Raw genomic sequence first — 19,710 nt, forward strand, 5'->3', positions numbered from 1 at the left:
CCGTCCGGCCCGGGCCGTCACCGCCGGGGCCCGTCCGGCCCCGGCCGTCACCGCCGGGGCCCGTCCGGCTTCGCGCCGTCACCGCCGGGGCATGTCCGGCGGATCGAGCCGGGTCCGCGGACCCCGGTCCGCCGGACGGGCCCCGGCGGCGTCCGCCGTCCGGTCGACCAGCCACGCCGTCGCCGGCGTCACCGCCAGCGCGGTGCACCAGCCGCCGAGGACGTCCGTCGGGTAGTGCGCGCCCAGGGCTACCTGGGCCCAGCCCATGACGGCACCGGCGGCGAGCGCCGCGGTGGACACGAGCAGCGCGCCGGCCGTCCGGCCGGCGCCGCCGATGGCGAGCAGCGTCAGCGAGACGGCCAGGGCGGTGAGGAAGGCGGTGTGCCCGCTCGGGTAGGACAGGTACCCGCCGTTGATCGTCCGGCCCACCACGTGCTTGAGCAGCGTCGTCGTCACCACGGTCAGGCCGGCGCCGGCCACGACGAGCACCGCCGCGCGCGGGCGCCGCAGCAGCAGGCAGCCCGTCACCACGGCCAGGACCAGCACCGCCGCCCCGACCGGCTCTCCCAGGAAGTCGGCGGCCAGGGCGGCCCGCTGCCACCACGACGGCCGCGCCCCGTCCACCAGGGCCCCGACCCGTACGTCCGCCGCGCCGGGCCGGCTGTCGTCCGCGTGCAGGATCCCGAGCAGCACGACCGCCGACGCGGCCAGGACGCCGGCGAACCCGAGCCACCCCCGCTGCGCGGCGGGCAGCACCGGAGGCGCCGGCCGGCCCGTCGTCGGAACACCTCGGCCGGTCCGTGACACGTGAGCCCCCCGTCGTCGCCGGCCCGCTCCCCGCCCCGGTCGAGGGCGCCGTGACCGGCCTCCGCGGTCACCCTAGCCAAGGTTCCGTGACGGCACCGGTCCCTCCTCGAAGCGCGAGGCGAGGGCGCTGGGCCACCAGGCGCGGGGGCCGATGTCGAGCACGAGGGCGGGGACCAGCAGGGACCGTACGACCAGGGTGTCCAGGAGCACGCCGAAGGCGACGATGAACGCGATCTGGACCAGGAAGGCCAGCGGGATCACCATCAGGGCGGCGAAGGTCGCCGCGAGGACCACGCCGGCTGAGGTGATCACCCCGCCCGTGGTCGTCAGCCCGCGCAGCACGCCCCGGCGCGTGCCGTGCACGAGGCTCTCCTCGCGCACCCGCGACATCAGGAAGATGTTGTAGTCCACGCCGAGGGCGACCAGGAAGACGAACCCGTACAGCGGGACGGAGGCGTCGGTGCCGCTGAAGCCCAGCACGTGCTGGAAGAGCAGCGCGGAGACCCCGAGCGTGGCGAGGAAGTTGAGGGCGACGGTCGCCACCAGCAGGACCGGCACGAGCAGCGAGCGCAGCAGCCCGGCCAGGATGAGCAGGATGACGGTCAGGACGACGGGCACGATCAGGTTCCGGTCGCGCGCCGAGGTCTGCTGGGTGTCGTACTGCTGGGCCGTGTAGCCGCCGACCAGGGCGTCGGCGCCGGGTACGGCGTGGACGCCCTCGCGCAGCCGCCGGACGGTGTCCTTCGCGGCGTCGCTGTCGGCCGCGGCCTCGAGGGTGGCGTCCAGGCGTACCCGGCCGTCCACGACCAGGGGTTCGCCCGGGCCGCCTCCGCCCGGGCGGCCGCCGCCCGCGGTGACGGGGCGTACGGCCGCCACGCCCTCGGTGCCCTCGGCCGCCGCCCGTACCGCGGCCGCCCGGCCGGCGTCGGTGATGATGACGGCCGGGTTGCCGGAGCCCGCGGGGAAGTGCCGGGCGAGGGTCTGCTGCGCGCCGACGGAGGGCGCGTCGTTGACGAAGATCTCGTCCAGCGGCACGCCCTTCGACGACAGGGCCGGGGCGAAGGCGGCCAGCACGCACAGCAGGAGTGCGGTGCCGGCCCACACCCGCCGGGGTGCGCGGTCGACGAGTGCGGCGACGCGCTGCCAGACGCGGTGCCCCTCGGCGGTGGCGTCGGCCGGTTTCGGGGTGGCGGGCCAGTAGGCGGCGCGGCCGAGCAGCGCCAGGACCGCGGGCAGGAAGGTCAGGGTGGTCAGCACGGCGCAGAGGATGCCGATGGCGCCGACGGGGCCCAGGGCGCGGTTGTTCGTCAGGTCGCTGGCCAGCAGGGCCAGCAGGCCGAGCGCCACGGTCGCGGCGCTCGCGGTGACGGCTCCGGCCGAGCGGCGCACGGCGGCGCGTACGGCGGCGACGCGGTCCCCCCGTACCGCGAGCTCCTCGCGGAAGCGGGCGGCGAGCAGCAGGGCGTAGTCGGTCGCCGCCCCGATCACCAGGATGGAGAGGATCCCCTGCACCTGGCCGTCGACGCGCACCACGTCGCGGGCGGCGAGCGCGTAGACCACGGCGCAGGCGAGCCCGAGGGCGAACACCGCGCTGATGATGATCACGAAGGGCAGCAGGACGCTGCGGTAGACGAGCAGCAGGATCAGCAGGACGGCGCCCAGCGCGACCCCCAGCAGCAGGCCGTCGATCCCGGCGAAGGCGTCGGAGAGGTCGGCCTGGGTGGCCGCCGGGCCGGCGATCGCCACCGAGGTGCCCGGTACCCGCTCGGCGGCCCGCCGTACCTCGGCCAGCACCTCCGGGGTCCGCTCGCCCAGGTCGGGTTCCAGGGGTACGACGGCCTGGACCGCCTCCCCGTCGGCCGAGACGAGGGCGGGGGACGGCGGGCCCGCGACGCCGGGGCGTCCGGCGAGCCCCGCGGCCGCCTGCGTGGCCGCGCGCTGCCGGTCTGCGGACACGCGGCCGCCGTCGTCGGCGGTCCACACGACGATCGCGGGGACGGACGCCGACGTCTCGAAGGCCTTGCGGGCCTGGAGGACCCGGGTCGACTCGGCGCTGCGCGGCAGGAAGGCGGCCTGGTCGTTGGTGGCGACCTCGCCGAGCCTGCCCGCGTAGGACCCCAGGGTGCCGCCGATGCCGAGCCAGACGAGCACGAGCGCCAGGGGCACGGCCCAGCGGGCCCAGCGGGCTGCGTTTCTCACGTCACTTCCCCACTTCGTTCAATCATCGAGAATCTCAATCATCGAGAGATCTTATGCTGAGCGCATGCGTGACGCGGACACCCCCCCGGCTTCCCCCTCGGCTTCCCCCTCGGGTTCCCATCCGGCTTCTCCCTCGACCTCCCTTCCGGCCGAGGACCCGATCGGGTTGCAGTCCTTCGCGGTGTTGCTGCGCCGGATGAACGCCGAGTTCAACCGGGTCGCGCAGGAGTTCGCCCAGTCCCAGGGCCTCCACCTCACCGACGTCCAGGCCCTGATCGCCGTCCTGGAGGCGGAGGCGCACGGCGAGGGCGCGCTGACGCCGGGCCGGCTCGGAAAGCAGATGAACCTCACCTCGGGGGCGACGACCGCCTGCCTCGACCGCCTGGAGAAGGCGGGCCACATCCGCCGCGTCCGGTCGGCACACGACCGGCGCATCGTCCACCTCCACTACGCGGAGGCCGGCCGGGAGGTGGCACGGGACTACTTCCGGCCGCTGGCCACGCTCACCGACGCCACCCGCGCCGCCTTCACCTCCGACGAGCTGCACGTCGTGGTGCGCTTCCTCACGGAGATGAACCGGCAGCTCGCCCTCGTCCGGCGCTGACGGCGCGCCGCGCGGCGGTACGACCGCGGGCACGGCCGCGAACGCGGGCACGGCCGGGCGGCGGCCGCGGGTACGGGCACAGGCACGGCCGGGCGGCGGCCGCCGGTACGGGCACGGCCGGGCGGGTGAACTCGTGGCCCGCGCCGCGCCCCGCCCCACGGCGGCGCGGCAGGCCCGTCCGGCCCCGTGCCACGATGGCACCGCCCGCCCCCCATCACCCTTCTGTGCCGTCCGGGCGAGCGCTGGTCTCCGCGAAGGGCGGTGTGTCCGTTGGCCGTTGAGCACGACGCGATCGTGGTGGGCGCAGGGATGGCCGGTCTGGCCTGTGCCGCGGACCTCGTGGAGGCCGGCCTCCGCGTCGTCCTCCTGGAAGGGTCAGACGGCCCCGGCGGGCGCGTCCGCACCGACCGGCGGGACGGCTTCCTGCTGGACCGCGGCTTCCAGGTCTTCAACACCGCCTACCCGCAGGTCAAACGGCGCTTCGACCTGCGCGCGCTGCGCCTGCACCCCTTCACCCCCGGCGTGGTGGCCCACACGCCGTCCGGGCCGGTACGCCTGGTGGACCCGAGCCGCCGCCGGGAGGGCGCCCGCACCCTGCTGCCGGGCCGTGCCCTCTCGGCCCGCGACCTGGCGGCACTGTCGGCCCTCACCCTGCGGGACGCGTTCCTGCCCGCCCGCGCCCTCAAGGGCCGCGGCGACCGCAGCACCCGGGAGGCACTGCGCCGGGCCGGACTGACCCCGGCCCTCGTGGACCACGTCCTGCGGCCGTTCCTCTCCGGCGTCTTCCTGGAGGACCGGCTGGAGACCTCCGCCCGCTACTTCCACCTGGTGTGGCGGAGCATGGCCCGCGGCACCCTGTGCCTGCCGGCCGAGGGCATCGGCGCGGCCGCCGCGCAGCTGGCCGCGGCGCTGCCGGAAGGGACGCTGTGGCCGGGCACGCCGGTGGCGGCGGTCACCGACACGGGCGTCCTCCTGGCCGACGGCCGCGACCTGGCCGCCCGTACCGTGGTCGTGGCGACCGACGCCCGCACCGCGGCCGCCCTGCTGCCGGGACTGGCGGTACCGGCCCAACGCACCGCCACCACCTTCTACTACGCCGCCGACGACGCACCCCTGACGGAGCCGGTCCTGCTGCTCGACAGCACGATGACGGTCCTGAACACGTGCGTCCTCAGCGCGGTGGTCCCCGGCTACGCTCCCCCGGGCACGGCACTGGTCTCGGCCTCCGTCCTGGGCACGGACACCCCGGAACGCGAACGCACGGTCCGCCGCAGGCTGGGCGAGCTGTACGGCTCCGACCCCGCCCGCTGGCAGCTGGTGGCCACCTACCCGGTCACGGACGCGCTCCCGGCCATGCCGCCGCCCTGGCCCCTGACCCGCACCACCCGCTTCGCCCCGGCCCGCTACGTCTGCGGCGACCACCGCGCCACGGGCTCGGTCCAGGGCGCCCTCGCCTCGGGCACCCGCGCGGCCCGCGAAGTCCTCGCAGACCTCACCCGGACCCGGCTTCGTCGAGGAGGTCGTGATGCCGGGCCAGGGCACTCGCGCGCAGCCTCTCGCGAAACCCTTCGTCGGCCGCTCCACGGGTCTTGATGGTGTGGCAGTTCGGACAGAGGGCGATCATCGCGCGGGGCAGGTCCTCGCCGCCCTTGGCGTGGTCGTCGACATGGTCCACTTCCAGGAGGTACGCCCCGCTCCGGCTGCGGACGGGCATCGCCGCCCGGGAGGGCGGGCGGCAGGGAGTAGTGGCCCGTCGAGGCATCCCACTCGCCCTCGAACTCCGCGTGCCGCAGCCGCGCGCACTCCCAGCGGCTCCGCCCCAGCACCGCGAGGGTGTCCGCGGTCTCGCGCCACAGGGTGCCCTCCGGGAGGCCGTCGCCGGCCCATGTGTATTCACCGGCCGTGTAGAGGGCGGCGTACTGCATGTTGCGTCCGTGGGTGACGACGCGCTTCCCGGAAAGCCTCCGCAGGAGTTCGTCGTCCACTTCGCCGAAGGCGGGCGCCGCCCCGACCTCCTCGGGCGTCACCCCGTGGAGGTCGAGGCGGCGGATGAACGAGGAGTCCCAGCCGGGGTCGACGAGCTGGTGCCACATCGTCCGGCCGGTCGCCGACGTGAGGGCCAGCTCGTACGGCGTCGCGCGCGCGAGCGGTTCCGTGGCCGGTGCCGGTGAGCCGACGGCGTTGACGGCGAGGACGACGGTGTCCGGATCCGCCAGGACCTCCTGCGCCCAGTCCTGCGCGGCCCGGCGGTCGGCCTCCAGCTGCTCGGGGTCCGGCGGCACCGCGAAGGCCGTCGCCTGACCCGCGACGTACACCGGCGCCGGCCTGTACACGGTTTCGGTCCACCCGTCACCGCCCCGCCCGCCCGCCGGTCCGGGGATGCGGACCGTCTTCGGCGGGCCGAGGACGTAGCCGTCCGGCCGGAACAGGTTGCGGGGGCGGAGCCCGGCCTTCCGCAGCGAGGCGACCGTGCGCAGCCCCGCCGGAGGCCTGGGGTACTCGAGGAGGAGCCTGCGCAGTCTCTCGATGCCCTGCCGCTCCGCACCGCTGACGTAGACCGGGGCGCCGAAGCCCGCGGGTATGGCGCCGCACACGAGGTGCTCGGCGCCGCGAGGGCGGAACGGCGGGTCTTCGAAGTCGGTGAACATCTCCACCTCACGGGCAGGGCCGGCCGGGCCGGGCTACGGACGGATCACGGCGGGACGAATCCCGGCGGACAGCACCCGAGCCCAGAGCGCGGCACCCCCGGCCGGACGCGAGGCGGGCGTGGGTCGGTCGGGTTGCGGTCGGGGGGAGTTCGCGCGCGTGCGGGGCCGGGGGTCAGGGGCCCAGGCGGAACCAGCGCTCCTCGCCCGGGGCGACGTGTTCGCGGCGGCCGTCCGGGAGGACCAGGGGGACCGGGCCCAGGGGCGACGGCGGCACGCTCACGCCCAGGCGGCCGGGGCGGAAGCGGATGCGGATGTCCCGGTGGCCGGCGTAGCAGAGGGAGAAGGCGGAGCCGGGGATTCCGGAGAGCGCGACGGGGTCGATGCGCAGGCCGCCGCCGGTCGGTTCGAGTCCCACGACGCCCCGCTCGACGAGGTCGAGGGTGCCGGCCATGGCCCCCAGGTGGATGCCCTCGCCGGTGGTGCCGCCCTGCACGTCCGTGATGTCGCTGAGCAGGGCTTCCCGGCAGTACTGCCAGGCGTCCGCGCCCTGCTGCCGGGCGAGCACCCAGCCGTGGACCAGGCTGCTGAGCGTCGATCCGTGGCAGGTGCGCCGCAGGTGGTACGCCACGGTCCTGCGCCACAGTCCGTCGTCGAAGCCGTAGCCCAACCGGCTGAAGAGGGCGGCGAGTTCGGCGGGGGCGAAGAGGTAGCCGAGCATCAGGGTGTCGGCCTGCTTGGACGCCTGGTAGCGGTTGGGCGAGTCCCCCTCGGCCTCCAGGATGCGGTCGAGCCGGCGGATGTCGTGGTACCGGGCGCGGTACTCCGCCCAGTCGAGCTCGGCTAGTTCGCCGTAGCCGTGGAACTGGCTGATCACGTCCTGGTGGAACGGCACGTACAGGCGGCGCGAGACGTGGTCCCAGTGCCGGAGCGCCTCCCGGCCGCAGCCGAGCTGTGCGAGGAGCTCGGCGCGCCGGGCCGCCGGGAGTTCCTCGTACAGGTCGAGCGCGCGGGCGAGCACCCAGGCGGCGGTGACGTTCGTGTACGCGTTGTCGTCGATGCCCGGGACATCGGCGTCCGGGTAGGCGTCGTGGTACTCGTCGGGGCCGACGACCCCGCGGATCCGGTAGCGGCGGAGCGATTCGTCCCAGGTCGCGGTGGAGGCCCAGAAGTGCGCGACGTGCAGCAGGAGTTCGGCGCCCGGCCCGTGCACGAAGCCGGTGTCGCCGCTCGTCCGGCCGTACCGCCAGACGTTCCACGCGACGGCCGAGCCGACGTGGTGCTGGAGGTGGGAGTGGTCCGGCAGCCACCGGCCGGAGCGCGGGTTGAGGTGCAGCCGCTGCGTCTCCTCGGCCCCCGAACTGCCGCTCTGCCAGGGGAACATCGCACCGCCCGCCCCGCTCCGGCGGGCCGCCTCCCGGGCCGCGGGCAGCCGCCGGTACCGGTACATGAGGAGGGAGCGGGCCGTCCCGGGGAAGTGGAGGGAGAGGTACGGCATCACGAACAGCTCGTCCCAGAACACGTGCCCCCGGTACGCCTCGCCGTGCAGGCCCCGGGCCGGGACGCCGGCGTCCAGGTCGGCGGTGTGGGGCGAGAGCGTCTGCAGGACGTGGAAGGCGTGCAGGCGCAGGATCCGGCCCGTGTCGTGCGGGACCGCCAACTCGCCTTCGCTCCACAGCCGTTGCCACGCGGCCCGGTGGGCCGCCAGGAGCGAGGGGAAGTCCGGGGCGCGTGCGGCGTACTCGGCGCTCCTGCGGACGGGGTCGTCGAAGGGGCGGTCGAGCGAGCTGAAGAGGGCCGCGGTCTTCACGACCACGGCCGGCGCGGCCCGGCTGACCGGCAGCACGAAGGAATGCCCGGCGGCGGTCCCCGTCACCGTCCGGCGGACCTCGGCCGGCTGCCGCGGCACGGCCCGTACGGCGAGGCCGACCCGGATCCGGGAGCCGGTCGTGGTGCAGGACAGCCAGGCCGTGCCGGCCGCGTCCACCCCAGCGCGGTGGCCGGCGAGGTGGCGCCCCGCGAGGGCGCGGTAGCGGTCGACGCCGCTGTTGGCCACGTCGCCGTCGAGGACGGACTCGGCCTCGATCCGGCCGCTCCACCCGTACACGCGGAACACGGTGCGCTGCGCGGCCAGGTACGGGTCGCCCATGTGGACGAGGCGGGTGTGGGTGACGCCCAGCCGGCGCCCGTCCGGGTCCTGGAACAGCATCCGGCGGGTGAGCGTCCCGGCGTGCAGGTCCAGCGTGACGCGGCAGTGGCGCAGGGCGGGGTGGTCCGGCGTGAGCCAGTCCCCCGGCGGCCCGCCGTCGGGCAGGCAGCGGTACCTCAGGGCGGTCCAGTCCGGCAGCCGGACCGTGTCCTCGTTGGAGACCTCCCGGCCGCCGACGACGGAGGTGAGCCGGTCGTAGCAGCCGGCGAGGTACGTGGCCGGGTAGTGGACGTCGTCGGCGACGCACTCGGGGGCCGCACCGCGGGTCGCGAAGCGGCCGTTGCCGAGGGTGCACAGCGACTCGACGAGCCGCTCGGCCCCCGGGTCGTACCGCGGGTACTCCCAGCACCAGGGCGCGGTCACGGCCGGCCGCCCGTGAGTGCGGCGGGCAGTCCGGAGAGGTCCCGGAGCACGAGGTGGGCGCCCCGGGCGCGCAGGGCCCGGTCCCCGGCCGGGCCGCCCTCGCGGTCGAGGCCCACGACCAGGCCGAACCCGCCCCGGCACCCGGCCTCGACGCCGGCGAGGGCGTCCTCCACCACGGCGGTGTGCGCGGGGTCCGCGCCGAGCCGGGCCGCGGCCTCGTGGAACAGGGCCGGGTCGGGTTTGCCGGGCAGGGCCAGTACGGCGGCCAGCTCGCCGTCGACGACGGTGCCGAGGAGGCCGGCGAGGCCGGCGGACTCCAGCAGGGCCCGGGCGTGCCGGGATGCCGAGACCGCCGCGCAGGGGATCCCCGACCGCGACAGGCGCAGCAGGACGGGGCGCACGTCGTCGAACGCGCGGGCGGCCCCGGTCCGCAGCGCCGCGGAGAACACCCGCTCCTTGCGGGCGGCGACCGCGTGGACGGTCGCGCAGCCGGGCGGGTCCTCGGGCCGCCCCGGGGGCAGGCGGATCGCGCGGGCGGCCAGGAAGGCCCGTACGCCGTCGAGCCGGGACCGGCCGTCGACCAGTTCCCGGTACTCGCGCACGGCGTCGAACGGGCGCGGCGGGTCCCGGCCGGGCGGCTGCCACTCGGCGAGGCAGCCGTCGAAGGTCTCCTTCCAGGCGGCGGCGTGGCGGGCCGCCGTGTCGAGGAGGACCCCGTCCGTGTCGAAGACGACGGCGCGCAGCGCGCTCATCCCCCGTGCACCACCCGGCGGCCGGTGACCCGGTCCGGCGTGATCCTCATCCAGTGGCTGCGGGGGCCGCCCGCCCAGGGGTGGGAGCGGGCCGCGGCGCTCAGGCGGCGCAGCTCGGCCCCGTCGGTGACGGCGGTCAGTCCGCCCACCACCAGCACGCTCCAGCCGCCGGCGGTCACGTCGTCGATGTGGTCGATCTCGAACGCGGCCCGGGTGCCCGCGGCCCGGGCCGCGGGGCTCTCCGCGGCCGTCCGGAAGGCCACGCCGGGGCCGGCGGTCACGTAGTTGACGGGGAAGACGGCCGGCCCTTCGTCGGTGGAGACCGCGATGCGGCCGACGCCGTGGGTGCCGAGCAGCTGCCGGCACTCGTCCTCGGGCATCGGTACGAGCGCGGTGTCGCGCCGGGCGCCGGACCGGCCGGGCGCCCGGTCCGCGCTCGCGCCGGTCAGGTCGTCGACGGTGACGCCGAGGGCGTCGGCGATGCGGAGGAGCGTGCCGATCGCCGGTGTCGCGGCATGGTCCTCCAGGTAGGCGACGTAGTTGGCGTCGGCGCCGCAGCGCCGGCCCAGCTCCTCCCGGCTGAGGCCGAGGGCCTCGCGCCGGGCCACCAGCCGCCGGCCCAGGTCCGTGCGGCCGGGCGGCGCGCCGGGCGCCCCGCCCGGAGGACCGTAGGCCGTGCCCCGCGCCCCGCCGGATGCCTCGCCCTGCACTCCGTACGCCGTGCCCCGCGCCGTTCCCTGTGTCTCTCCGAGCACCTCGCCCTGCGCCTCGCCCGACGTCTGCCGTGCGCTGCTCCGGCTCCTCTTCACGGCGTTCACGGTGATCACGGCTCCCGGGACGGTACGGCGGCGGCGACCGTGTCGTGCTGCGGCCCGCCGAGCACGACCTTCAGGGCGCCGGTGTCGGCGGCGCGGGAGAAGACGTCGTACGCCTCCTCCATCTGCCGGAGCTCGAAGCGGTGGGTGACCAGCTCGGCGCCGGGGAGGCGGCCGGCGGCCATCATCCGCATCAGCATGGGCGTGGACCGGGTGTCGACGAGACCGGTGGTGATGGTCACGTCCTTGATCCACAGGTCTTCGAGGTGCAGGGTGGCGGGTCTGCCGTGGACACCGATGTTGGCCACCCGGCCCCCGGGCCGGACCATCCGGGTGCACATCTCGAAGGCCTCGGGCACGCCGACGGCCTCGATGACGACGTCCGCGCCCAGCCCGTCGGTCAGGTCCTCGACCAGCCGTTCGGGCTGCTCGCGGGCGGCCACGACGGCGTCGGCGCCGAGGTCCCGGGCGGCCGCGAGGCGGGCGGCGGCGAGGTCGACGGCGATGATGCGGAACGGGCTGTAGAGGCGGGCGGCGGCGATGGCCGCCAGGCCGATCGGGCCGGCGCCGACCACGACGACGGTGTCGCCGGGGCGCACCTCGCCGTTGAGCACGCCCACCTCGTAGGAGGTCGGGTAGATGTCCGCGAGGAGCACGGCGTCGTGGCTCGCGAGGCTGCTGGGCAGGGGGTGGACGGAGAGGTCGGCGAAGGGGACGCGTACGTACTCGGCCTGCGTGCCGTCGATGGTGTGCCCGAGCACCCAGCCGCCGCCCCCGCGGCACTGGCCGTACCGCCCCTCGCGGCAGAAGCGGCAGCGTCCGCAGGCCGAGATGCAGGAGATCAGCACCCGGTCGCCGGGGCGTACGGTGCGGACGTCGCCGCCGGTCTCGACGACGGTGCCGACGGCCTCGTGGCCCAGGATCCGGCCGGGCTCCACCTCGGGGACGTCGCCCTTGACGATGTGCAGATCGGTGCCGCAGAGGGTGACGGCGTCGACCCGGACGATCACGTCGGCGGCGTCCTTGACCGAGGGGTCCGGTACGTCCTGCCAGGAGGTCTGTCCGGGCCCGTGGAAGACGAGTGCCTTCATGGCGCGGCCTTCTCTCTGTGTGCGGTGCGATGCGGTGGTCACCGTCAGGGTGTGCCACCGGCCCGCCGCCCCGCTTGGGCCGGTCGGGCCCCATCGGGGTCCGGACGGGCCTCGCGCCGGCCCTTCCAGCGTCCCGCGGCCCTGCACCGCCGCAACCGGGACGAGGGCGGCGCCGGTTTCAGCGGCGCCGCCACTCCTCGGCCAGGAGGCGGTAGGAGCGGACCCGGTCGGCGTGGTCGTGCGTGATGGTGGTGATCAGCAGCTCGTCGGCCCCGGTGGCCTCCTGGAGCCGCTCCAGGTGGTCGGCGACGGTCCGTGCCGAGCCGACGAACCGGGTGTCCACCCGGTCGGCGACGAGTTCCGTGTCCGCCTCCGACCAGGGCAGGGCGCGCGCCTCGGCGGGCGTGGGGTAGGGGACGGCCCCCTCGGCGGTACGGATGCTGCGCACCCAGGGCGCGTACCCGGTGGCCAGTTCCCGGGCGGTCGCGTCGTCCTCGGCGACCACGACGTCGGCGGACACCGTCAGGTACGGGCGGTCCAGCTCGGCCGACGGCTTGAACGCGGCCCGGTAGCCCTCGGCGGCCTCCAGCACCGTCGCGGGGCTGACGTGGTAGTTGGCGGCGAAGCGCAGCCCGTTGCGGCCCGCGGTCTCCGCGCTGACCCCGCCGCTGCTGCCGAGGATCCACACCTGTACGTCGGCCCCCTCGCCCGGCACGGCGTGCGCCTCCACGCCCTCCGGCGAGCGGTAGTCCCCCCGGAGCAGGGCGAGGACGTCGTCGACCTGCTCGGCGTAGTCCTGCGGCCGCGCGCCGGGGAGGTTCAGCAGCCGCTGCTGGAGCGCGACCCGCGGGTGGCCCAGCAGGTGCTCGAAGGAGAACCGGGGCGGGATGCGCAGCCCGTTCGGGGCGTACCCGTCGACGACGGGGGTCACGGGTCCGGCCGGCCCGGTCCCGGGCGGCCGGGCCGGCCCGTCGGTGTGCCGGGGCGGCCTGCCGGCGGACCGGCCCAGGCCCAGGTCCAGGCGCCCCGGGTGCAGCGCGTCGACCAGGCCGAACTCCTCCACCGTGGACAGCGCGGTGCGGTGCCCGAGCTGCACGGCGCCGGAGCCGAGCCGGATGGTCGAGGTCGCGGAGGCGGTCAGGGCGATCACGACCGCGGGGGACGTGCCCGCGACCCCCGGATTGAGGTGGTGCTCGGCGAACCAGTAGCGGACGTAGCCGAAGGACTCGGTCCGGCGGGCCAGGTCGATGCTGTGCCGCAGCGCGTCGGCGGCGGTGGAACCGGACGGGACGGGGACCAGGTCGAGGACCCCCAGGGGGATGCCGGACACGGCTGGCTCCTTACGGGTCGGGGAAGGCGGGGTCGGGAGGGCGGGCCGGGAGGCGGGGCCGGGAGACGCCGTCGGGGAAGGCGGGATCGGGAAACGCGGGCGAGGCGGCGGGCCGGGCCTCAGGGAGCCGCGGCCTGCCGGTCCGCGGTGCGCCGGGCCGCCGCCCCGGCGTGCGGCGCCGCGAGCCCGAGGTGGTCGCGCAGGGTGGCGCCCTCGTACTCGGTACGGAAGACACCGCGCTCCTGGAGGAGCGGGACCACGGTGTCGGCGAACCCGTCGAGCCCGCCCGGCGTGATGTGCGGGACCAGGATGAAGCCGTCGGCCGCGTCCGCCTGCACCAGGTCGTCGATCGCCCGGGCGACGGTGGCGGCGGAGCCGACGAAGGTCTGCCGGGAGGTGGTCGCGATGACGAGCTCCCGGATCGACAGCTTCCGGGCCCCGGCGAGCTCGCGCCACTTCCGGGCGGTGTCGAGCGGATCGCGGAACCCCCGCACGCTCGCCCGGCCGAGGGCCACGGTGTTCTCGCCGGGCACGGGGTCGACCTCCGGCAGCGGGCCGTCGGGGTCGTAGCCCGACAGGTCCCGGTTCCACACGTGTTCCAGGTACTTGATCGCGGTCTGCCCGCTGACCTGGAGGCGGCGGACCTCGTGCGCGGTCTCGTGCGCCTCGGCGTCGGTGTCGCCGAGCACGAAGGTGGCCGCGGGCAGGATCTTCAACTCCGCGGGCGAACGACCGTACTTCGCCAGCCGGCGCTTCACGTCGGCGTAGAACTCCCGGCCCTCGTCGAGCGTCCCGTACCGGCTGAAGATCGCGTCGGCGCCCGCTGCGGCGAACTCGCGGCCCTCGTCGGAGTCGCCCGCCTGGAAGACCACCGGGCGGCCCTGGGGGCTGCGCGGCACGTTGAAGTGGCCCTCGACGTCGAAGTGCCGCCCCCGGTGGGCGAAGGCCCCGGCCCGCGCGTCCCGCAGGAAGGCGCCCGAGACGGGGTCGGCGAGGACCTCGGTGCCGTCCCACGAGTCGAACAGCTCGATCGCGGTGGCCAGGAACTCCCTCGCCCGGGAGTAGCGCTCCTCGCGCGGCAGGAATCCGCCGCGCCGGAAGTTCTCCCCGGTGAAGGCGTCCCAGGAGGTGACGACGTTCCACGCGGCCCGGCCCGCCGAGAGGTGGTCCAGTGACGCGAACTGGCGGGCCACCTCGTAGGGCTCGTTGAAGGTGGAGTTGATCGTCCCGGTCAGTCCGAGGCGGTCGGTGACGGCCGCCAGGGCGGCGAGCACCGTGAAGGTGTCGGGTCTTCCGACCACGTCCAAGTCGTAGATCCGGCCGCCCTGTTCGCGGAGCCGGAGCCCTTCGGCGAGGAAGAGGAAGTCGAACCTGGCGCGTTCGGCGGTCCGCGCGAAGTGGACGAACGAGTCGAAGTCGATCTGGCTGCCGGCCGCCGGGTCGCTCCACACGGTGGTGTTGTTGACGCCGGGGAAATGGGCCGCGAGATGGATCTGCTTGAGCGGCTTGCTGCTCATGACGGTCCTTACGGGTCCGGGGCCAGGGGTCCGGGGCCAGGGGTCAGGGGTCAGAGGTCTGGGATCAGGGCTCAGGCGGCGGGCGGGGCGGCGTAGCGGCCGCGCGGGCGCGGCAGGCCCAGCAGTCCGCGCAGGGTGTCCGCCTCGTACGCGCGGCGGAAGACCCCGCGGCGCTGGAGCTCGGGCACCAGCCCCCGGGTGATGGCGGGCAGGTCGTGGGCGAGTACGCCCGGCCACAGCCGGAAGCCCGACAGGCCGGCCGTCCGCCAGTCCTGGAGCAGGTCCGCGAGGTGCGCGGACGTCCCGGTGAAGACCGCGGCGTCACCGCGGCAGCGGGCGCCGGCCAGCACGTCGAGGCGGCCCCGGCGGGCGTCGGCGGCCGGGGCGTCCTCGTCGAGGAACACGGTGAGGTCCGCGAAGAGGTGCAGCGGCCGCGTCCCGAGCCCGGCGGCGTCCCGGGCCCGCCTGATCTCCGCGACCGCGGCGCGGAGGGCGCCGGTGTCGTGCGCGGCGAGGTACCCGACGTCCGTGGAGCGGGCGATCAGGCCGTGGGCCGCGCTGCCGCCGGAGGTACCGGGCGCCCCGGCGACGGCCGCCGCGCTCACGAGGGGCTGCCCCTGGGGCGGGCGGGGAGTGGTCGACGGGCCCCTGACGCTGAAGTACCGGCCCTCGAAGTCGATGTGGTGCAGCTTGTCGCGGTCGACGAACCGGCCGGTGGCCACGTCCCGTATCTCGGCGTCGTCGTCCCAGCTGTCCCACAGCCGCCGGACCACCTCGACGTGGTCGGCGGCCTCCTCGTAGGCCTGCGCGTCGGGGAGCGGGACCGCCCGGCGCCCGAAGTGCCTCCCCTCGGAGGGGTCTTGCGACACGCGGACGCTCAGGCCCGCGCGCCCGCGGCTGACGAAGTCGAGGGTGGCGACGGCCTTGGAGACGTGGAAAGGCTCCGTGTGGGTGGCGGTCACGGTCGGCACCAGTCCGATGCGCCGGGTCAGCGGTGCGACACGGGCGGCGGTGAGTACGGCGTCCAGCCGCCCGCCGACCCGGTCCGTGCGCCCGTCGGACCCGTCCGCCGCGGACGACCGGAGGGCGAACGAGTCCTCGAAGGTGACGAAGTCGAGCAGGCCTGCTTCGGCCTCCGCCACGGCCTCGGCCCAGTACCGGGCGGTGAACAGCTCGCCGGGCCGGGCGCCCGGCTCGCGCCAGGCGGCAGGGTGCCGGCCCGCGCCGTCGAGCGCGACGGCGAGGTGCAGCGGCGCGGGTGACGCCGGGGGGCGGGAGGGGCCCGAGGCGGACTCCGCTGCGGATGCGGAGGCGGTTCCGGGTGCGGGACGGGGTGCGGAGGTGGTTCCGGGTGCGGGCTGGGATGCGGATGCGGATGCGGACACGTCGGATCACGCCTTCCTGATCGGCCGCGCGAGGATGCGGCCGATGCGCGTCGTGCACGGGCTGTGAGCAGGGTTACGGGCGGCCGGGCACGTACTTGTAGCCGACGCGGCGCACGGTGGAGATGCGGTTCCGGTGGGCCGCGCCGAGCTTGCGGCGCAGCCGGGCCACGTGGACGTCGACCGTACGGCCGTCGCCGATGTGCCCGTAGCCCCAGATGCCCGAGATGAGCGCGTCACGCGTGTGGACCGTGTGCGGGTGGGCCACGAAGTGGGCCAGGAGGGCGAACTCCAGGTAGGTGAGGTCCAGTTCGTGCCCGTCGACCTCGACCAGCCGGCGCGCCCGGTCGACCCGGACGGCGTCGTCGGAGTGGACCTCGGGGTCGGTTCCGAGGGCGGTTCCGAAGGCGGTTCCGAGGGCGGGACCGGCAGCGGTGCCGGGGTCGGGGGGAGGCACCGGTCCGGGAGCCGGAGGGGTCGCCGGCCCGAGGGGGTGGACCTCCGGCCGGATGCCGTGGGCCGTCATCACCGCCACCGGATCGACGTCCGCCGGCAGGAAGACGAGGTAGCCGACGCGACCGCCGCCGGTCCCGCCCGCGGGAACGCCGGGCGTGCGGTCGCCGACCACCTGGAGGCGCGGGCCGGGGTGACGGGGGGTGGAGGTGGTGGTGGACGCGGGAACTGCGGTGGTCATGGCGTGCCCCTTCGGCTGCTCGGAGTGAGGTGCGGAGGCCGGTGGTCCGGCCACCGAGGGCAGGGCGGGAACTCCCCCACGGAAGCGCCCGGGAACCCGGCTCGGCGCGCGCCGGGCCGACCCGACGGCCCCGGAGGGCGGGGGGAGGAAGAGGGCGTGACACCCGGGGACGCGGCGGCCCGGACGGCGGCACGCGTCGGAGGAGTCCCCTGCCGGAGAAGCCCTAGACGGGCCGGCAGACCGCGCTGGCGACGCGACGGAAGTCGACGTGCCGGCGGCGTACGAGCATGGGCTGCGACGGGGACATGACCACATCGTGAGGGCGCGACGGGCGGCGGTCAATGGTTCCCTACTGGTTCTGTAGGGAACCACGGACGGCGGCTCGACCCTGCACCCGTCTCCTTCCGCGAGATCTGACTGTCCACCATCCGGTCACACCCTTGCCCGACGGGCGAGTTCGGGGAAACATTCCTATCAATCCGATGGGAAAAGTAGGGATTCGGATCCGCCGTGGTGCGGTGCGCCGGGGACACCGGCCCCGCCGCGGCCTGCCGACCCGGCGCAGGGCCGCTCCCGACGGCGCGCCCGTGCCCGACCGTCCCGTCCCGTCCCATGTGACCGCCACCCGACGAACCTCCGGAGCACCCGACATGACCACCGCCACCCCCCAAGACAGCGCCGCCCGCCCGGCCCCCGCACCGGCCGGCGGCATCCGGACCTGCCGGTGACGCTCACACCGACGACACCGGCAACGGCCGGCCGGACCGCCGACGAGCAGCGCCGCACGGTCCTCCGTACGGCCCGCGACGTGGCGGACGACCTGGCCGCCGACGTCATCTCCCGGGACCGGGCCGGCGGACAGCCCGCCGACGAGACCGCCCGTCTCCGCGAGGCAGGCCTGCTGGCGGCGCTCACCCCGCCCGGGCCCGGCCGGGGGACGGACTGGCGCACCGCGTGCACCGTCGTACGGGAGGTCGCCACCGCGGACAGCTCGGTCGGCGACGTACTCGCCCGCCACTACGCGCACACCTGGAGCGGACGCTTCTACGCGAGCCGGCAGCACGCGGCCGCCCTGGAGGAGGAGTCGGCGCGCGAGCAGTGGCTCTGGACCGGCGCGGTCCGCACCCCCGGCCCCCACGACGAGCCCCAGGGACCGGACCTCACCCTGCGGCCCCGCGGCACCGGGTACGTCCTGAACGGGCGCCGGCCCGTGGACACCGCGGCCGGCGTCGCCGACCAGGTCGTGGTGGACGCCCTCTGCGCCGTGACCGGTGACGTCCTGGTCGTACGGATCCCGTCCGGCGTACCGGGGCTGGCGGTGGAACCCGCCCGTGACCGCCTCGGGCAGCGCGTGGCCGGGGCCGGCGAGGTCGTCCTCGACCGGGTCGCCGTCGGGCCCGGGCAGGTGCTGGGCCGCCGGCCGCACGACGAGGAGTCGGCCCCGCCCTTCACGGCGCTCGCCGAGCCCGCGCTCCGGCTCGCCCTGTGCCACGTCGCGCTCGGCAACGCCGGGGGCGCCCTCGCCGAGGTGCGCGACCTCAGCAGGGGCGGCCTCGGCCGCCGGCTGCCCGGAGCCGACCCGGACCTGCTCCTCACGTACGGGGAACTCGCCTCCGCCGTCCAGACCGCCACCGCCGTCGTCGACCGGGCGACCGAGGTGACGGCCCAGGCCCTTGAAGCGGGTGCGCTGCTCGACGCCGACGAGGCGGCGGGCGTCGCCGCCCTGGTCGCCACGGCCGAGACCGTGACCTCGCGGGCCGCCCTGCACATCACCACGCGGGTGCTGGAACTCGCCGACGCGCCCGGGCTGGACCGGTTCTGGCGCAACGCCCGCGTTCTGACGGCCCACCGGCCCACCGCACACCGGCTGCGCGCCATCGGCGAGCACTACCTCAACGGTCCGCACCGCGCACTGGCGGCCTTCGGCTGACCCGCCCACGCCACACCGCCACCCGCGACCTGCACCTTCGGCCGCCGGGCGCCCCGTCCCCCACCCGGCGGCCCCGCGGGCACGCCCGGCGGGGACCGTGCGGGATAATGCCCCCATGCGGATCTCAGCCAGGGCGGACTATGCGGTACGAGCCGCACTGCAGCTCGCCGCGTCGCAGGACGACGGGCCACTGAAGGCAGAAGCCATCGCCGACGCCCAGGACATCCCGCACAAGTTCCTCGAAGGCATCATGAACGACATGCGCCGGGGCGGCCTCGTGCTGAGCCAGCGCGGCGGCAACGGCGGCTACCGGCTGGCCAAGCCGGCCGAATCCATCAGCATCGCGGACGTCATCCGCGTCGTGGACGGTCCGCTCGTCTCGGTACGCGGCGTCCGCCCCCCGGACCTGTCCTACACGGGCCCCGCCGAGTCGCTGCTCCCCCTCTGGATCGCGCTGCGGGCCAACGTACGGGAGATCCTCGACGGCGTGTCGCTGGCCGACGTCGCCGCATCCGCCCTGCCGGCCGACGTCTCCGCGCTGAGCGAGACCCCCGGAGCCTGGACCAACCCCTGAGCACCCGCCTTCAGCGCCGGCCCTAGGTCGTGTCTTTCGGATCAGGCCGGGCTCGCGGGGCCTGGCACGCACGCTCGCCGCGTTGTCGTCGGTCGCCAACGCTCCGCGTTGACTCCCTCCTCCGCCTTGCGATCGCACGCACCAGGCCCCGCTCCCTGATCCGGCCTGACCCGAAAGACACGACCTAGCCCCTGCCCCCACCTGCACTTTCTCACATTCCGAGCCATCTCCGTCCAGCATGTGAACACACCCTTGGGACGGGGCCCTCACCTCTGCCACTATGCCTACCAGCCCGGTAGGAAAACTAGGAATTCGGAGGTGGCCGTGCACATGCCGTACCGCGCAGGCCGGATGACGCCTCTGACCTCCCGCCGGCACATCGACCTGGCCCGTACGTCCAGCGCCATCTGTCAGTCCGCCTGACGCGGCCCCTGGGCCGGTCTCGCCGCGCACCCACTGCGTGCGCCTGCGCCGTCCGCCACAGGGGCACCCCCTCCGGCCGGCCCCGCCGAACCCTGCCCGCACGCCTCCCGGCGCGCTCACACCTCGCGCCCCGGCATGCCCGCACCCCGCTCTTCCCGTACTTCCCGCTCCTTCGGCTCCCTCGCCACCTTCCCGTGAAAGGACACCTCCGTGTCTGCCGCAAGACCGCTCACCGCCCTGCGCGCCGTTGCCCTCACCGCTGCCCTCCCCCTCCTGCTCACCGCCTGCGGCTACGGCTCCGGCGCCAAGGACGAGAAGAAGGACGAGAAGTCCAACGTCGCGGCCACCGGCAAGAAGCTCTCCGCGGACACCGTC

At 75.6% G+C, this 19,710-nt stretch carries 18 protein-coding genes; 6 read left to right on the forward strand and 12 right to left on the reverse strand.

What is annotated here, in order from left to right; all coding sequences use genetic code 11:
* Window positions 1-78: 78 nt before the first annotated feature.
* On the reverse strand, window positions 79-756 hold the full coding sequence (locus tag ACIQUQ_RS34580) for a phosphatase PAP2 family protein (RefSeq protein ID WP_403984036.1): 678 nt from the start codon (window positions 754-756) through the stop codon (window positions 79-81).
* Between the two features lie 123 nt (window positions 757-879).
* Window positions 880-3,006 carry an MMPL family transporter gene (locus tag ACIQUQ_RS34585; RefSeq protein WP_403984038.1) on the reverse strand — a complete coding sequence of 709 codons (2,127 nt, stop codon included), beginning with the start codon at window positions 3,004-3,006 and terminating at the stop codon, window positions 880-882.
* Between the two features lie 64 nt (window positions 3,007-3,070).
* Between ACIQUQ_RS34585 and ACIQUQ_RS34590 the strand changes: the two genes are divergently transcribed.
* Together ACIQUQ_RS34590 and ACIQUQ_RS34595 are read left to right on the forward strand one after the other, a co-directional pair.
* Complete coding sequence (locus tag ACIQUQ_RS34590; RefSeq protein WP_403984040.1) at window positions 3,071-3,610, forward strand: MarR family winged helix-turn-helix transcriptional regulator; 540 nt, start codon at window positions 3,071-3,073, stop codon at window positions 3,608-3,610.
* Between the two features lie 270 nt (window positions 3,611-3,880).
* On the forward strand, window positions 3,881-5,203 hold the full coding sequence (locus ACIQUQ_RS34595) for an NAD(P)/FAD-dependent oxidoreductase (RefSeq protein ID WP_403984042.1): 1,323 nt from the start codon (window positions 3,881-3,883) through the stop codon (window positions 5,201-5,203).
* Here the strand turns inward: ACIQUQ_RS34595 and ACIQUQ_RS34600 are convergent.
* Complete coding sequence (locus tag ACIQUQ_RS34600) at window positions 5,103-5,372, reverse strand: HNH endonuclease (RefSeq protein WP_403984044.1); 270 nt, start codon at window positions 5,370-5,372, stop codon at window positions 5,103-5,105. The genes ACIQUQ_RS34595 and ACIQUQ_RS34600 overlap by 101 nt on opposite strands.
* Window positions 5,373-5,659: 287 nt before the next feature.
* On the opposite strand from ACIQUQ_RS34600, the gene ACIQUQ_RS34605 reads away from it, so the two are divergent.
* On the forward strand, window positions 5,660-5,911 hold the full coding sequence (locus ACIQUQ_RS34605) for a hypothetical protein (protein WP_403984046.1): 252 nt from the start codon (window positions 5,660-5,662) through the stop codon (window positions 5,909-5,911).
* Between the two features lie 519 nt (window positions 5,912-6,430).
* Here the strand turns inward: ACIQUQ_RS34605 and ACIQUQ_RS34610 are convergent.
* The 9 genes from ACIQUQ_RS34610 to ACIQUQ_RS34650 all read right to left on the reverse strand — a co-directional run bounded on the left by ACIQUQ_RS34610 (window position 6,431) and on the right by ACIQUQ_RS34650 (window position 16,715).
* On the reverse strand, window positions 6,431-8,827 hold the full coding sequence (locus tag ACIQUQ_RS34610; RefSeq protein ID WP_403984048.1) for a glycoside hydrolase family 65 protein: 2,397 nt from the start codon (window positions 8,825-8,827) through the stop codon (window positions 6,431-6,433).
* Window positions 8,824-9,579, reverse strand: a complete 756-nt coding sequence (locus tag ACIQUQ_RS34615; protein ID WP_403984050.1) for an HAD family hydrolase — start codon at window positions 9,577-9,579, stop codon at window positions 8,824-8,826. Before ACIQUQ_RS34615 ends, ACIQUQ_RS34610 begins: the two co-directional genes overlap by 4 nt.
* Window positions 9,576-10,406: a helix-turn-helix domain-containing protein gene (locus ACIQUQ_RS34620; RefSeq protein ID WP_403984052.1), complete on the reverse strand. Its 831-nt coding sequence runs from the start codon at window positions 10,404-10,406 to the stop codon at window positions 9,576-9,578. Before ACIQUQ_RS34620 ends, ACIQUQ_RS34615 begins: the two co-directional genes overlap by 4 nt.
* Entirely contained in the window at window positions 10,403-11,485 is a 1,083-nt protein-coding gene (locus tag ACIQUQ_RS34625) for an alcohol dehydrogenase catalytic domain-containing protein (protein ID WP_403984054.1), read from the reverse strand. The genes ACIQUQ_RS34620 and ACIQUQ_RS34625 overlap by 4 nt, the downstream gene beginning before the upstream one ends.
* 178 nt (window positions 11,486-11,663) lie before the next feature.
* A complete protein-coding gene (locus tag ACIQUQ_RS34630) occupies window positions 11,664-12,815 on the reverse strand; it encodes an LLM class flavin-dependent oxidoreductase (RefSeq protein WP_403984056.1) in 1,152 nt (383 codons plus the stop codon).
* A 119-nt stretch (window positions 12,816-12,934) separates the two neighbouring features.
* Window positions 12,935-14,332: an NtaA/DmoA family FMN-dependent monooxygenase gene (locus ACIQUQ_RS34635; RefSeq protein ID WP_403984058.1), complete on the reverse strand. Its 1,398-nt coding sequence runs from the start codon at window positions 14,330-14,332 to the stop codon at window positions 12,935-12,937.
* Window positions 14,333-14,403: 71 nt separating this feature from the next.
* On the reverse strand, window positions 14,404-15,582 hold the full coding sequence (locus ACIQUQ_RS34640; protein WP_403984072.1) for an LLM class flavin-dependent oxidoreductase: 1,179 nt from the start codon (window positions 15,580-15,582) through the stop codon (window positions 14,404-14,406).
* Window positions 15,583-15,790: 208 nt separating this feature from the next.
* Entirely contained in the window at window positions 15,791-16,471 is a 681-nt protein-coding gene (locus ACIQUQ_RS34645) for a winged helix-turn-helix domain-containing protein (RefSeq protein WP_403984074.1), read from the reverse strand.
* Window positions 16,472-16,631: 160 nt separating this feature from the next.
* Window positions 16,632-16,715, reverse strand: coding sequence for a putative leader peptide (locus ACIQUQ_RS34650; RefSeq protein WP_403984076.1), 84 nt, complete (start codon window positions 16,713-16,715; stop codon window positions 16,632-16,634).
* Window positions 16,716-17,132: 417 nt separating this feature from the next.
* Between ACIQUQ_RS34650 and ACIQUQ_RS34655 the strand changes: the two genes are divergently transcribed.
* From ACIQUQ_RS34655 to ACIQUQ_RS34665, 3 genes are all read left to right on the forward strand, one after another.
* The gene (locus ACIQUQ_RS34655; protein WP_403984060.1) at window positions 17,133-18,338 is read left to right on the forward strand and encodes an acyl-CoA dehydrogenase; all 1,206 of its coding nucleotides are present in this window, start codon (window positions 17,133-17,135) and stop codon (window positions 18,336-18,338) included.
* Window positions 18,339-18,453: 115 nt separating this feature from the next.
* Window positions 18,454-18,912 carry an RrF2 family transcriptional regulator gene (locus ACIQUQ_RS34660; protein WP_403984062.1) on the forward strand — a complete coding sequence of 153 codons (459 nt, stop codon included), beginning with the start codon at window positions 18,454-18,456 and terminating at the stop codon, window positions 18,910-18,912.
* Between the two features lie 351 nt (window positions 18,913-19,263).
* Window positions 19,264-19,335 (forward strand): putative leader peptide, encoded by a 72-nt coding sequence (locus tag ACIQUQ_RS34665; protein ID WP_403984078.1) that lies wholly within the window; start codon window positions 19,264-19,266, stop codon window positions 19,333-19,335.
* Window positions 19,336-19,710: the final 375 nt, after the last annotated feature.

It is taken from the genome of Streptomyces sp. NPDC101118 (assembly GCF_044759445.1).
Taxonomy (GTDB): Bacteria; Actinomycetota; Actinomycetes; order Streptomycetales; family Streptomycetaceae; genus Streptomyces.

What these genes read in the sequence shown, in the direction of transcription:
- ACIQUQ_RS34625 (WP_403984054.1), bottom strand. Translation starts at nt 11,485, where the DNA reads ATGAAGGCACTCGTCTTCCACGGGCCCGGACAGACCTCCTGGCAGGAC.
- ACIQUQ_RS34615 (WP_403984050.1), bottom strand. Translation starts at nt 9,579, where the DNA reads ATGAGCGCGCTGCGCGCCGTCGTCTTCGACACGGACGGGGTCCTCCTC.
- ACIQUQ_RS34650 (WP_403984076.1), bottom strand. Translation starts at nt 16,715, where the DNA reads ATGTCCCCGTCGCAGCCCATGCTCGTACGCCGCCGGCACGTCGACTTC.
- ACIQUQ_RS34660 (WP_403984062.1), top strand. Translation starts at nt 18,454, where the DNA reads ATGCGGATCTCAGCCAGGGCGGACTATGCGGTACGAGCCGCACTGCAG.
- ACIQUQ_RS34605 (WP_403984046.1), top strand. Translation starts at nt 5,660, where the DNA reads ATGAACGAGGAGTCCCAGCCGGGGTCGACGAGCTGGTGCCACATCGTC.
- ACIQUQ_RS34635 (WP_403984058.1), bottom strand. Translation starts at nt 14,332, where the DNA reads ATGAGCAGCAAGCCGCTCAAGCAGATCCATCTCGCGGCCCATTTCCCC.
- ACIQUQ_RS34600 (WP_403984044.1), bottom strand. Translation starts at nt 5,372, where the DNA reads ATGCCTCGACGGGCCACTACTCCCTGCCGCCCGCCCTCCCGGGCGGCG.
- ACIQUQ_RS34590 (WP_403984040.1), top strand. Translation starts at nt 3,071, where the DNA reads ATGCGTGACGCGGACACCCCCCCGGCTTCCCCCTCGGCTTCCCCCTCG.